Consider the following 13,099-nt stretch of genomic DNA (forward strand, 5'->3'; position numbering starts at 1 on the left):
GTATCGGATGACCGCCGTGCCGCCCTGACGGGTTATCGCGCCGAGGGCAGGCGCCAGCCGCGATAGATCGCCATCATCCGCAGGAATACGCAGAGCCCGACGCCGCTCCAGGCGGCAACCGGCTGGGCGATGTGGAGATAGGCGCCGGAGACCACCGCCAGCGCCCCGGCCAGGGCGGCCACGGCATAGATGTCGGCGAGCAGCACCGTGGGCACCCGCATGGTCAGGATGTCGCGCACCATGCCGCCGCCGATCGCGCTGACCATGCCGAGGATCGCCGCCATCGGCCAGTTGATCCCATGGTCCAGTGCCTTCCTGGTTCCCGCCACCGCGAACATGCCAAGCCCGATCGCGTCGAAAAACATCACCGGATGAGACAGGCGTGCGAAGACCCGGAAAAAGCTGAAGACGAACAACCCGCCCGCCAGCGCGATGGCGAGGTTGTGCCAGCTCGCGACCGATTCCGGCGGCACCGCGCCGATCATCACGTCGCGCAGGATGCCGCCGGAGACCGCGGTGACATAGGCGAGCACCATCACGCCGAACAGGTCCATCCGTTCCTGCACGCCGCGCGCCGCACCGCTCATCGCGAAGACCAGCGTGCCGGTCATGTCGAGCCCGGCAACGAGCGGATGCACGATTCCGACCGGGTTCATGCGCGGGGTTCCGGCATCGGGGCGGGGCTTTCGAACGGGGGAGAGATCACGGGCGGCACCGGCAAGAGAGAGGTGCTGCCGAGCTAGCCGGTTTCGCCTGCGGATGCCACAGGCAAGCCGGCCGCTGGAACCAGCGCAGCCCCGATCGTTGCCGCGACCCTGCCCAACTCGTCGCCGAGCCGTTCCAGCGCCGCCGGCTCATGCTGGCCCGCGATCGCGATGCCGCTCATGGCAAGACGCGGCCGCCCCGCGCGATCGACGATGGCGGCGCCTACGACATGCAGGCCGGCATAGGCGTTACCGGCATCGATCGCCCAGCCGCGTGAACGGGCCAGGGCCACCTCGCGGCAATATTGCGCGAAGTACGGCGGTGACTGCCAGCGGAGCCCGGCAAAGCGCCGCGCCAGCTCGTCCGGCTCCAGGTCGAGCGCCGCCGCGACGCAGCGCCCCGCCGCCCCGAGCAGCGCCGGCAGTCGCAGCCCGGGGGGGACGTCCACCCGTACCACGGCGCCGCCATGCGCGCGGTCGGCCGCCACGAGATGCCCATCCCCGGTCACCCGCCAGAGCACGAGCGGCACGCCATGTTTCCGCGCCAGCCGATCGAGATCCGGGTGGATGGCCTCCGCGAGCCCGAACCCGGCGAAACCGGCCGCGATTTCCGCAACGCCGAGGCCGAGCGCATAGGTTTTGGCAGTGGTGTCGAACGCGACAAACCGCAACCGCGTCAGGGTACGCAGGATCGCGAAGCAGCTGCTGGGGCTGATCGCGGTCTCCCGGGCAATCGTCGCAACGCCGTGGGACGTGGCTGATGCTGCCAGGTATCGCAGAATGCGGACGGCATGAACCACGGCGCCCACATCCCGCACTTCACGTTCGGTATTGATCATTCGCCATTCCGATTGTCATTCCTGACCCCGAATGCTATCCCGCCGATCTAACGCGAAGTGATTTACAATAGATGAATGTCAGGACGCATCCCTCAAGGGTCGCGGCATGTGGCGAAGGCGGGAACCGCCGTGGCGGCCCGGCGTGGACAGGGGTGGGGTGCGGCCGGCTTCAGGAGGATGAGTGACAATCGATCCCGAAATTCTGTTGAATTTCCCGATCCCCGAAATTCGCCAGCGCATCACCGGCGGTGACGCCGCTTTCTACGCGCTCTCCGTCGGCATGGGGCAGGACCCGACCGATCCCCGCCAGCTGGCCTATGCCGATCCGCATCGCGGCCCGCGTGTCTTGCCATGGATGGCCCTCGTGCTCGGGCATCCCGGTTTCTGGCTGGCCGATCCGCGCACCGGGGTCGACGCCGTTCGCCTCGTGCATGGCGAACAGGCGCTCGAACAGCATCATCCCCTGCCGCCCGAGGGCGAAGTCATCGGGCGAACCCGGGTCACCCGGCTGGTGGACAAGGGAAAAGGCCGCGGCGCGCTGCTGTTTTCCGAGAAGCAGCTTCGCGATGCAGTCACCGGCACCCTCTATGCCACTGCCCGCAGCACCACTTTCCTGCGCGGCGATGGCGGCTTCGGCGGCGACCCCGGCCCGGTGCCGCCGCCGCCGCCGCCGCCATCCGGCGCGCCGGATGCGGTGGTCGACCTGCCGACCCGGCCGGAACAGGCCCTGTTCTACCGCCTCAACGGCGATGACAACCCGCTGCACGCCGATCCCGCGAAGGCCGCCGCCGCCGGCTTCGAGCGGCCGATCCTGCATGGGCTTTGCACGCTCGGCGTGGTGGCACATGCCCTGCTGCGCGTTCTGGGCGATTATGACGAGGCAAGGTTCCGCGCGCTGTCGCTCCGCTTCACCGCGCCTGTCCTGCCGGGTGAGACGATCCGTACCGAAATCTGGCGTGACGGCGCTTTTCGCGCCCGCGTGGCCGGGCGCGACGTTGTGGTGGTAGATCATGGTCAAGCCCGCTTCGCGGCACCGGGACCGGCGGCATGATCCGGTCTCTCGGCCCGCGAAGCGTCGGTGGCGCGAGATGAGCGAGAGACCGCCGATGCTCGAGGGCAAGGTCGCGATCGTGACGGGGGCGGGCAGCGGCATCGGGCGCGCTGTCGCGACCGGCATGGCCGCCGCGGGTGCGGCTGTGGTGATCGTGGATATCGGGGTTTCAGTCACCGGCGAGGGCGGCTCGCCGGTTCCCGCCGAGCAGACGCGGATGATCATCGAGGCGGGCGGCGGCCGCGCGGTGGTGTGTGGTGAAACCGTCAGCCGGTGGGATTCCGCCTGCCGCATCGTCGAGACCGCGCTCGACGCCTTCGGGCGGATCGACATCGTGGTGAACAATGCCGGCATCCTGCGCAACGCCGCCTTTGACGAGCTGATGCCGGAGGACTGGCTCTCGGTCATCGGCGTGCATCTCAACGGCAGTTTCCTTGTCAGCCGTGCCGCCGCCGCGCAGTTTCGCCGCCAGCAATCCGGCGTTTACGTGCACATGACCGCCGCCTCCGCCCTGATCGGCGGCGAAGCCCAGGCGAACTACGCCGCGGCGAAGCTCGGCATTGTCGGCCTGTCGCGCTCGATCGCGATCGACATGCGGCGCTACAATGTCCGCTCGAACTGCGTCGCCCCCTGCGCCTGGACCCGCATGACCCGCACCCCCCGCCCCGGCGCGGACGAGGCGGCGGAACAGCTCAGGATCTCCCGACTGCAGCAGATCGACCCCGACCGCAACGCACCGCTGGTGGTCTTTCTCGCCTCCGCCGGTTCAGGCGATGTCACGGGCCAGGTCTTCGCCGTCCGTCGCAACGAGATTTTCGTGATGGATCAGAGCCGCCCCGCCCGCTCGGTGCAGCGCGAGGGCGGCTGGACGCCGGAACTGATCCGCGATCATGCCTTCCCCGCCCTGCGCAACGCGATGACGCCGCTGGATCTCAGCGGCGACGTGTTCTGCTGGGACCCGGTCTGACCCGTTCCATCACCTCGCCGACCGCGCGACCGGCGCAGGAGAAGAGGGCGCGATCGGGAGTGGCGTCGTCACGCAGTCCGTTATCCTTCGTTCAGTATCGATTGCGCCATGAGCCGGACCGGATTCGAGGCAGATGGCCTGCCTGGCGGTCGCTCTGCACGTAGGCCCAGGCTGGCCGCCGGCCGCCGTCGACCTCGACCCACAGAACGGTTCGCCGATAGAACCCGTCGGTGCCGCAGTTGGGGTCAGCCCCCTCGATCATGTCGAGTTCCTTGAGCGTTTCGGGGAGATCCTCAGGCACCACATATTCGCCTTCGACCCGGCCCTCGCCCGTCGGAATGAGCGCCGGGAATGACCCGAGATCGACCAGCATCCCGGTTGCCGAGGCCGGACGAACCGCGCCCGTCAGGGCAGCGGCGCGCCGCTCTCCGCTCAGAAGCGTGCCGTAGACGAAAACGCCGCGGACAAGTGTCTGCGGATGGTGGCCCTGCGCAGCGCGTTCCAACGCCGACGTATCGAGGCCAAGCATCTGCCGGCCGCGGCGGCACACGCTCGCATAGGCCTCATCCGGCGGCACGAAGTCCTCCCGGAGCGGGCTGCACACAACGTAGGTGAACGCTGCGACCGCCGAGCCATCGGCGAGAATCGCAGTGCAATCCTGCCGGTGATAGAAGTTCGGCGCGCCCTCCTTCCGGTCCAGCGCGGCGAGCCCGTGTTCGGAGATCTCGAACAGACATCCATCGACGCAATGGCCCATGCGGGGGATCACATCCAGCACGCCGCATCCGCGCGACGGAGAGGAGACGTCGAAGGCCAGCTGGAAATCCGGCAGGAATGCGGGTGCAACGGGCTTGATGCAGGCGGGGTCCACCTCCCTTGCGCGGCACCAGCGTTCCCAGTCCGCGGCGTCGAGGTTTGAGCCGTAGGCGAAATACAGCGGATTTGACGCGCCGGTTCGAGCCCGGCGAACCGCATCAATCGTGGAGGATTGGCTCGACCAGGCGTCATTGCGGTCGGCCGTGTCCCGCGCGCGAGCCTCGTCGCCGGCAGCCTCGGGGGCGGTTGTGTCGTTCCGATTGGCGGAATGCCAAGCTGCCTCGGTGATCGGTGCGCCAATTATGGTCTGGTTGCTCTCTTGCATGACCAGAAGGAACCACAGATCTTCGATCCGTCAACAAAAAGATGGATTGGCGATGCGGGGTATCGTCCGCGCCTGACCGCCCGATGCCAGGGACTGGGACTGCGTGATGAAGGAGTCCGCCTGCATGACGTGTGCAAGACGCCACCATCCCTTGAAATGACGCAGAACAATCCGGCCCTGGCCGCGCTGGTCCGGGCAAGGCCGGTCGAGGTGATGATCTAGTTATCAACAAGATTGAGCACGACATCCGATCCATCAGGATCGGAACGTGCTCTATCATATTGATGAATAGAGCATCTTTATCCGATCAGATGATTCCATCTGATCGGATGATGCTCTAGCGGCTGTTGACCATCACCGTCACCTGGCCTGACGGCAGGCCGACATCGCCGGGCCGTGCCGCGAGTTCGTCCCATAACGTGACCCGCCCGCGATCCGGCAGCCGGATCGCGATGGGCGGTGCCACGAAGCCCTCGCCGGTGGTCCGGGCCAGTGCCGCATCCGGCAGGGCGATGAGGCGCAATCTGGCCAATTTCCCGTCCGGCGCCGTGGGTGCGGCCGCGTGCGCCGCTCCGGGTTGCCACAGCGCCGCGGCCAGCCCGGCCAGCAGCGCCGCGGTGCGGATCAGGCTAACGCATCGGGCGGTTCGCATCGGTCATCGCCTGTGAAATCATCATCGCGTGCGCCTGGGTGGAGAGCAGCGCCGGCATGCCGGTGGTGCCGACATCCACCGCGATCTGGTTGCGGATCAGCGTATTGCTGGCGGTGTTCGCAATCACCGTCGCCAGTCCGCCGGAGGTCAGGGTCGTCGCGATGCTGGCCCCCCCATATTGCGCGACGCTGGCGAGCAATGGCGGTCCGGCCGGTGGCGGGCTTGTCACTGCCGCCGGCGGAAGCTGGGGCAGGGCAGATGGGGTTGCGGGCGCGGCGCCGGCGATGACGCTGGCCAGTTGCGGCCCGCTTGCCCCGCCGAAGGTGAGCTGGATCTGCGGCACGGCGATGGTCGCGATCACCGTGCCGTTTACGCTGGTGACCTGCTGGTAGGCGAAATCCACCGTCAGAAGGGGTGTGACGTCGAACCCGCCACGGATCCCGGCGAGCCTGGCATCGCTCAGCTGCGCGCCGACCCTGCGGGCGAGGTCCGGCGTCCCGGCGGCGCTCGCCACCGCCGGATACCCTGCCAGCAGGACGCAGAGCAATCCGCCGCCGAGCAGCATCTGCTGGATGAGGGGAGGTCGTGTCATCGTCTGGCTCCTTTCAGGATCCGCCCGGCGCGCCGATCCTGCCGGATCGGCGATGGCGCTCTGTCTCGTTGATTGTCCCGTTGTCTTCGTCCGGTCGGAGGACTCCATATGACCGGGCGTGGCTCTAGAGCACTTTCCGATCCTTCCGGATCGGATGTAGTGCTCTATCTTGTTGATAAATAGAGTATCTTTATCCGATCAGATGACTCCATCTGATCGGATGATGCTCTAGAACCGGTTCGCGATCGGGATCGTCACCTCCTGCAGCCGGGCGAGGCCGAGCGCATAGCGCGCGATGTCGGTCGGGGCCGGCGGGCTGCCGCGCCACACATGCGGATCCTCGAAGCTGCGTTGCGCGCGTGCGGCCTCGCTCATGACGAGGAACGACACTCCGCTCCACTGGCGGCGAAACCGCGCCACGCTTTCCGAGCGCAACCCCACCGCCGGGTCCGACAGCAGCACCCGCCCCGCCACGATGCTGCGCAGCACGACGAAATGCCGATAGCCATGGTCGTTGATCAGCACGATCGCCGGCACATGCAGACCGGCCAGCCGCGAGAGCGGCGCGTCGAACCCGCCGGAGGGAATGCCCTGCCGCGCCAGATAGGTCTTCATGTCGAGCAGGGAGAAGCCGTATCGCTCGATCGCCTGGCGGTTGCCGTGCCGGATCATGCTGAGAAAGACCTGCCTCTCCGTCACCTTGCGGTGATAGCTGTAGGTCAGCAGGGTGGCGAGCGCGGCCGAGCCGCAGGAGAAATCATAGGCTTGGTGGATCGTCTGGGCGAACCGCATCGCCTGGAAACTCTCGACCGGCACGCGGACGCTGCCGGCCCCGAGGCTGAGCCCGTTGACCGGGATGCCGCCCGCCCGCGCCGGCCCGCCCGCGATGCAGGCCAGGCCGAACAGCGCCAGCAGCCCGCGCCGCCATGCGCTTGCGCCCGGAGGCTGTCTCTCGTGACTTGATATCCCGCTCATCGTCGTCCTTTCCGCCGGTCGCGCCGTCCCGGTTGTCCGCGGCGGCGCGGCGGCTTTCAGTGCAGCGTCACGTTGATGGTCATCGTGTTCTGGATCAGCGCGTTGTTGCCGCTGTTCTGGAAGACCGTGGTGATCCCGGCATTGCCGTTGACCGCGTTGCTGGCGCTGATCGGCCCGGTCACGCTGCCGCGCCCCACGCTGGCGCCGCTGACGGCGCCGCTGGTATTGGCGTCCTGGATCACGATCCCGCTGCCCCGCAGTTGGCCGAGGGCCGGGCCGTGCAATTCGCTGCCCTGCAACGCGCGACTCAGCGCCCGGTCCGCTGCGCTGGGGCCCGTTGTGCCGGCCACGGCCGGTCGCGCCGCGCCGGCGATCAGGGCCAGCGCCGCCAGGGCCAGCGCTTGCCCGATCCACAAGCTGCGCCGGCGCGCCATCCCGTTCGTCCGGTCATCAAGCCTGTCCATCGCCCTTTCTCCCGAAAGCCATGGCCCGGACGGGCCGGACCATGGCGGTTTCGTTCCGGACCGTTGCCGGTCCGGCCTGCGTGGTCGTCCGGCAGATCAGTGGAAGACGGAGGTGCTGCTGCTGCCCGAGACCACCGATGACAGCGAGACGGTATTCTGCTGCAGCGCGTTCACGCCCGCATTCACCTGCGCCGTCACGATGCCGGTGCCGTTCGCCACGTTGTTGAGCGAGGCGCCCATGGAGACCATCGGGCCTGACGCGCTCTTGCCGCCGCGCCCCTTCTTCCAGTTCATGTTGTTCGGCCCGCTCGCGTAGACGCCGGGGCCGCCATAGACCGTGCCGTTGGTGGTCGCGGTGGCGAGATGGTAGTTGGAGATCGTCTTGTAGTCGTTGGCGAAGTTCGACAGCGACGCGCTGATCGCGAGGCTGTTGTTGTTCGCCGCGACCCCGCCGCCTGCGGCCGCGGCCATGTTCGTCGTGTTGTTGGAGTTGGTGGTCGGCGTCGAGGTCCAGGATTGCGACGTGCTGGTGCTCGACGACGAGGCCGACGAGCGGCCGGCGGCGCTGGCATTGGTGCCCGGACCCTGCGAGCTTGCGCTCGGATGGCTGTTGGTCGTCGGCGGCGAGCTGCTGGGCGTCGTCGCATGGGCCACGGCGAGGCTGAGAACCAGGGCCGAGGCACTCGCGAGAACAAGGGAAATCCGCATGGGTCACTCCTGTGGTTCGGGTTGCGCGGGCCGGGTCGCACTGCGCCGCGGCTCCTGCAGATCCGGGGCGGAAGGGCTGTCCCGCATCTGCATGAATGATGTTAAGCAACCGCCGTGCCAGTGCATTTTTATCGGTTAGATAATTGTTATATATAGTATTTTTCAACATCGCCCGGACCATCCCGGGTGTTCCATGAAACGCTTCAGCAAACGCTGGACACCGATACATGCGGCCCGCCTCAGAAGCGGACCGGCACATCGATCAGAACCTTGGCGACCGGCGCGTTCGGCCCCGCGCCGATGCCGACGCCGAGATTGATCGTGGTCGATTTCGAGAGCTGATAGCCGATGCCGAAATTGAAGGTGCCGAAATCGTAGGTCGAGCCCTTCACCGCCGCATGGTTGAATGTCGCACCGAACACGTGTTCCTGCTGGTAGCTGAGGGTGAACGTCGTTTCGTCATTGAGGGCGAAGCCGATGCCGAACGTCGCCGCCACCGCATCGCCGGGTTTTGCGTCTGCCGCCACCGCCGGGCCGCCGCCCGGATCCTGCACATGCACGGTGCTGCCGAAATTGTGGATGTAGAGGAGATTGGCGAACAGGATCCCCGGCGCGGTCGGGTAGAGCAACGTGATGCTGGGTTCCAGCGCCGGAAATCCGGTTCCGGTCGGCACTTTCTTCTGGATGCCGGAAATGATGCCGCCATTCGGATCGGCGGTCGTGTAGACCGGGACCGAGAACGGGCTGGTGCCGGTTGCGGTCTTGTAGATCAGGTTCCCCACCACGATCGGCACGCCGCCGCCGCCTTGATTGAACTGGTAGCTGGCGCCGAACTGGATGTCTCCGAGGCTGGCCGCATGGGCGCTCGGCGCAAGCACGCCGACCGTGGTTCCCCCGCCGCTCTGCTGGAGGATCGATTGGGTGACGGTCTCCTGATACGCGTAGACGAAGGGAACCCTTGCGCTCAATTCCAGCCGGTCGGTCAGCCCGTAGCGCAGCGTCAGCGCCGGCGTCACCATGCTTTGCCGCACTCGCGCAAGCAGGAGCTGGCCGAAGGTGATGCCGGGCAGGATGGTGAACCCGTTCAGGCTCAGCTGGTCGTCGGCCGAATAGTCGTATTCGAGCGAGGGATCGATCACCAGCGTGCCGCTTGGCGTCAGCACGCCGCCGACGGATTGCAGCGGCGAGGTCTGCAGCACGCGAGCCTCCCGCCGTTCCGCCGGCTTCGTGCCGGTGATCGGTGCCGATGTCTGTTCTGGAGGAGGTGCTGCGGTGTCCGCAGCCGTTGCGTCGGTCGCGGCTGCCGCCTGGTCCTGTGCCGCGCTGGTCGGCCCTGGCCCGGCTGCGCGGAGCCGGCGCATGGCCTCGTCGAGCAGGGCGCCCTGGCGGTCGAGATCGGCGCGGGCGCGGTCGAGCTCGTGCCGCGTGTGGCGTAATCTTGCTTCGGCCCGGGCGACGCTGGCGCGCAGTCGTTCAAGTGCCGCGCCATTGCTCTGCGCGGGCGTGCTGTCTGCCGTAGTGCTCGCGGTTGTGCCGGTGCCTGGCTGTGCGGCGGCGGCGGGCAGTGCCAGTCCGGCGGCAAACAAGGCTGCCGCCACACGGCGCGGTCGTGTCGGTTCAAGTTTCATCGCTGGTGTCCTCCGTGTGGCCGGTCGCCGCCATGCGTTGCAGCGCGCGGTAGAGCGTTATGCGGGCGATGCCGAGTTCGCGGGCGGCGCGGGCGCGGTTCTGGCCGCAACGGGCGAGGGCGGCGCGCACCGCCTCGGGGTCGATCATCCCGTGCGGGCCGGTGGTCGCCCGCAGGCGCGGACTCTCGCGCGCGGCGGGCAAGGCGAGGTCCGCTTCCCCGATCGTTTGCCCGCTCGCCATCACCGCCGCCCGCCGCACCGTCGAGACGAGTTCGCGTACATTGCCCGGCCAGTCATGCCGGCAGAGCGCAGCCAGCGCCGCGGCCGAAAACCCGTCCACCGCCAGCCCCAGATCGCGCGCGGCGGCTCGCAGCACGACCATGGCGAGCAGTTCGATATCGCCATCCCGCGCGCGCAGCGGCGGTATCTCGAGTTGCAGTACATTCAGCCGGTAGAACAGGTCTTCGCGAAACCGGCCTTCGCCGATCGCCCGCCGCAGATCGACATGGGTGGCGGCGATGACGCGGGTGCGCACACTCACCGGCTCGCGCCCGCCGAGGCGGAAAATCTGCCCCTCCTGCAGGAACCGCAGCAGATGCCCCTGCAGGTCCATCGGCAGGTCGCCGATCTCGTCGAGAAAGAGCGAGCCGCCAGCCGCCATCTCGACGAGCCCGATCCGCCGCGCCGTGGCGCCGGTAAAGGCGCCCTTCTCGTAGCCGAACAGCTCCGAGGCGATCAGCCCGGCGGGCAGTGCTGCGCAGTTGATGGCGACGAACCGGCCGTCGCGGGCGTTCGAGCGGTCGTGGATGGCGCGGGCGGCGAGTTCCTTGCCGGTGCCGGTCTCCCCGGTGATCAGCACCGGTGCATCGACCGGGGCGAACCGGCGGATCAGCTCGAACAGCCGGCGCATCGACGCCGACTGCCCGACCATGACCCTTTCGGGACCGGGTCCAGGAGGGCGGCTGGCTGCGGAGCAAGGCCGGCGCGCGGGCGCGGACTCGACCGGTCGGAGAATATTTCCGTGCAGAGCGTTGTGTCGCATGGCCTCCCCACTGGGTGGATCGCGGGGGATGCTATCAACGATGATGCGTGAAAATATTGCAGAATGTATTAAAAATATTTCTTTAAAGCCATGTTGGACTTTATATAAGGTATTTATTTACACTATTGGGATATTTTCGGGGTGATTTGATTATCAAAAAGGCATCGTTCTTCTGAATATCATCCGGAAGGACGATCCGCCCGATGCGATCTCCGTTCTGGATATCCGCAGCCGATGCGACATCAGAACACTTTTTTTTAACTAAACTCTGTCATGCAGTCCGGGAAGGTTGATCCGGAGACATGTCGTGCTGAACAAGCTTTCAATCCGTCACCAGTTTGCCGCGCTCGGTGCGTTCGGCATCGCGATGACCCTGGTGGCCATCGCCCTCGGGCTGCTGGCGTCCTACCAGATCGAGATGCAGTCGCGGAAATCCGAAATCCGCGCGTTGGTGAGCGACGCCGTTCACATCACCAGCGGCTTCGTCGACATGGCGGAGAAGGGGACGATGCCGCAGCCGCAGGCGAAGTCGCTCGCGCTCAAGGCCCTCGGCGCCGCCCGCTTCGATCACGGGAATTATTATTTCGTCGATAGTGCGAAAGGGATCGGGCTGCAGCATGTCAACAAGGCGCTGATCGGTACCGATCGCTTCAATGCCAAGGACGTGTACGGCAACTACACCGATCGGGCGATGATCGACTCGATCCGTGCCGGCCATCCGGCTTTCGCCCATTATTTCATGCCGAAAGCGGGTTCGGCCAAGCCGCAGCCGAAGATTTCCTTGATGGGGCAGGTGCCTGGCTGGGGCTGGTACATCGGCACCGGCGCCTACGTCAACGACATCGATGCCCAGCTCTGGAAAGGCGTCTCCCGCTTCTCGATGCTTTTCCTGCCGCTCTTCGCGCTGTTCCTCTTGGCGATGTATCTGATGCAGCGCAACGTCAACAACACGCTGCACGCGATCACCTCGGTGATGACGCAGCTTTCCCGCGGCGAGTTCAACACATCCATCCCCTTTACCGACCGCAAGGACGAGATCGGCGGCATGGCGCGCGCGGTCGAGGTCTTCAAGTCCGCAGGGATCGAGAAGGCCCGGATCGAGGCCGAAGCTGCCCAGCTCGCCCGCACACGCGAAGCCGAGCGGCAGGAAGCCGAGGCCCGGCGCGAGGCAGCGGCACGGCAGCTCGCTCATGTGCTCGACTCCGTTGCCGGCGGTCTCGAGGAGCTTGCGGCCGGACATCTCACCTACCGGCTGACCGAGGCTTTCGGTGACGATTATGACCGTCTGCGCGACGATTTCAACGCGGCGCTGGAACGGTTGCAGGAGACGATGGGGGTTGTCGCGGCGAATGCCGGGGCGATCCGGTCGGGCGCCTCTGAAATTTCCGCGGCGGCGGACGATCTGTCCCGCCGTACCGAACAGCAGGCCGCCACACTTGAAGAAACCGCAGCCGCGCTCGAGGAAATCACCGTGACCGTGCGGCGGACCGCCGATGGGGCCGTGCATGCCCGAACTGTCGTCGGCGCGGCGCAGGGCGATGCAGAACGCGGCGGCGCCGTGGTGTCGCAGGCGGTCGCGGCGATGGGCGAGATCGAGGCATCGTCGAAGCAGATCGGCAGCATCATCGGGGTGATCGACGAGATTGCCTTCCAGACCAATCTGCTGGCGCTCAATGCCGGGGTCGAGGCTGCCCGGGCGGGCGATGCCGGGCGCGGCTTTGCCGTCGTTGCCTCCGAGGTTCGCGCGCTCGCGCAGCGCTCGGCGGATGCGGCAAAGGAAATCAAGACGCTGATCTCCGCCTCGAACCAGCAGGTTGTCGCGGGCGTCGACCTCGTCGGTCAGACCGGTCGGGCTCTTGAGCGCATCGTCGGGCAGATCGGCGAGATCAACGGCGTGGTGGCGGAAATCGCCGCATCCGCGCAGGAGCAGGCGACCGGGCTTGTCCAGGTGAACACGGCCGTCGGTCAGATGGACCAGACGACGCAGCAGAACGCGGCGATGGTCGAGGAGTCGACGGCGGCAAGTCACAGCCTGGCGCGGGAGGCTGAGCAGCTTTCCGGCCTGATGGCGCGGTTCGACCTCGGCGCGGTCGCGCACGAACCGGTCGCGCCGCGCCCGACGGCAAGCGCCCGGCCCGTTGCAAACCGGGCGGCTCCATCGCGCCCCGCACAGGCTGCCATCCGTCCCGCGAAGCCCGCGCCGCAACGGGAACCGCAGATGGAAGCCGCTGGCGAGGATAACTGGGAAGATTTCTGACCCTACCCTCTACGCTCGCCCCCCCGGCGGGAGCCAGTCTCCCGCCGGTTTTTCATCGAGATCACCAGCCGGCGCCCAT

The 13,099-nt window shown here is 67.0% G+C and carries 14 protein-coding genes; 4 read left to right on the forward strand and 10 right to left on the reverse strand.

Translation table 11 applies throughout. The features are described 5' to 3' along the window. Positions 1 to 32: 32 nt before the first annotated feature. Together HUW10_RS11560 and HUW10_RS11565 are read right to left on the reverse strand one after the other, a co-directional pair. On the reverse strand, positions 33 to 656 hold the full coding sequence (locus HUW10_RS11560; RefSeq protein WP_174503640.1) for a trimeric intracellular cation channel family protein: 624 nt from the start codon (positions 654 to 656) through the stop codon (positions 33 to 35). A gap of 83 nt (positions 657 to 739) precedes the next feature. Next, positions 740 to 1,543 carry an IclR family transcriptional regulator gene (locus tag HUW10_RS11565; RefSeq protein ID WP_174503641.1) on the reverse strand — a complete coding sequence of 268 codons (804 nt, stop codon included), beginning with the start codon at positions 1,541 to 1,543 and terminating at the stop codon, positions 740 to 742. Between the two features lie 181 nt (positions 1,544 to 1,724). On the opposite strand from HUW10_RS11565, the gene HUW10_RS11570 reads away from it, so the two are divergent. Together HUW10_RS11570 and HUW10_RS11575 are read left to right on the forward strand one after the other, a co-directional pair. Further along, positions 1,725 to 2,594, forward strand: a complete 870-nt coding sequence (locus HUW10_RS11570; protein WP_174503642.1) for a MaoC family dehydratase — start codon at positions 1,725 to 1,727, stop codon at positions 2,592 to 2,594. A gap of 37 nt (positions 2,595 to 2,631) precedes the next feature. Then, positions 2,632 to 3,561 carry an SDR family oxidoreductase gene (locus HUW10_RS11575; protein WP_174503643.1) on the forward strand — a complete coding sequence of 310 codons (930 nt, stop codon included), beginning with the start codon at positions 2,632 to 2,634 and terminating at the stop codon, positions 3,559 to 3,561. A 91-nt stretch (positions 3,562 to 3,652) separates the two neighbouring features. Here HUW10_RS11575 and HUW10_RS11580 read toward each other — a convergent pair whose 3' ends face one another. Further along, positions 3,653 to 4,702: a gamma-glutamylcyclotransferase gene (locus HUW10_RS11580; RefSeq protein WP_174503644.1), complete on the reverse strand. Its 1,050-nt coding sequence runs from the start codon at positions 4,700 to 4,702 to the stop codon at positions 3,653 to 3,655. On the opposite strand from HUW10_RS11580, the gene HUW10_RS11585 reads away from it, so the two are divergent. Then, positions 4,697 to 4,924: a hypothetical protein gene (locus tag HUW10_RS11585; protein ID WP_174503645.1), complete on the forward strand. Its 228-nt coding sequence runs from the start codon at positions 4,697 to 4,699 to the stop codon at positions 4,922 to 4,924. The two genes, HUW10_RS11580 and HUW10_RS11585, sit on opposite strands and share 6 nt — an antisense overlap. 115 nt (positions 4,925 to 5,039) lie before the next feature. Here the strand turns inward: HUW10_RS11585 and HUW10_RS11590 are convergent, their stop codons facing one another. The 7 genes from HUW10_RS11590 to HUW10_RS11620 form a co-directional block, all read right to left on the reverse strand. Then, entirely contained in the window at positions 5,040 to 5,354 is a 315-nt protein-coding gene (locus tag HUW10_RS11590; RefSeq protein ID WP_174503646.1) for a hypothetical protein, read from the reverse strand. Next, positions 5,332 to 5,946 (reverse strand): hypothetical protein, encoded by a 615-nt coding sequence (locus HUW10_RS11595; RefSeq protein ID WP_174503647.1) that lies wholly within the window; start codon positions 5,944 to 5,946, stop codon positions 5,332 to 5,334. The genes HUW10_RS11590 and HUW10_RS11595 overlap by 23 nt, the downstream gene beginning before the upstream one ends. A gap of 228 nt (positions 5,947 to 6,174) precedes the next feature. Beyond that, on the reverse strand, positions 6,175 to 6,921 hold the full coding sequence (locus HUW10_RS11600; RefSeq protein ID WP_174503648.1) for a C39 family peptidase: 747 nt from the start codon (positions 6,919 to 6,921) through the stop codon (positions 6,175 to 6,177). 56 nt (positions 6,922 to 6,977) lie between these two features. Then, on the reverse strand, positions 6,978 to 7,385 hold the full coding sequence (locus HUW10_RS11605) for a hypothetical protein (protein ID WP_174503649.1): 408 nt from the start codon (positions 7,383 to 7,385) through the stop codon (positions 6,978 to 6,980). A 96-nt stretch (positions 7,386 to 7,481) separates the two neighbouring features. Beyond that, on the reverse strand, positions 7,482 to 8,093 hold the full coding sequence (locus HUW10_RS11610) for a hypothetical protein (RefSeq protein ID WP_174503650.1): 612 nt from the start codon (positions 8,091 to 8,093) through the stop codon (positions 7,482 to 7,484). A 239-nt stretch (positions 8,094 to 8,332) separates the two neighbouring features. Further along, positions 8,333 to 9,721 (reverse strand): hypothetical protein, encoded by a 1,389-nt coding sequence (locus HUW10_RS11615; protein WP_174503651.1) that lies wholly within the window; start codon positions 9,719 to 9,721, stop codon positions 8,333 to 8,335. Next, positions 9,711 to 10,652, reverse strand: a complete 942-nt coding sequence (locus HUW10_RS11620) for a sigma-54-dependent Fis family transcriptional regulator (RefSeq protein WP_174503652.1) — start codon at positions 10,650 to 10,652, stop codon at positions 9,711 to 9,713. Before HUW10_RS11620 ends, HUW10_RS11615 begins: the two co-directional genes overlap by 11 nt. Before the next feature lie 418 nt (positions 10,653 to 11,070). Between HUW10_RS11620 and HUW10_RS11625 the strand changes: the two genes are divergently transcribed. Next, positions 11,071 to 13,020, forward strand: a complete 1,950-nt coding sequence (locus HUW10_RS11625; RefSeq protein ID WP_174503653.1) for a methyl-accepting chemotaxis protein — start codon at positions 11,071 to 11,073, stop codon at positions 13,018 to 13,020. Positions 13,021 to 13,099: the final 79 nt, after the last annotated feature.

The sequence above is a fragment of the Acidiphilium sp. C61 genome (assembly GCF_905116885.1).
Taxonomy (GTDB): Bacteria; Pseudomonadota; Alphaproteobacteria; order Acetobacterales; family Acetobacteraceae; genus Acidiphilium.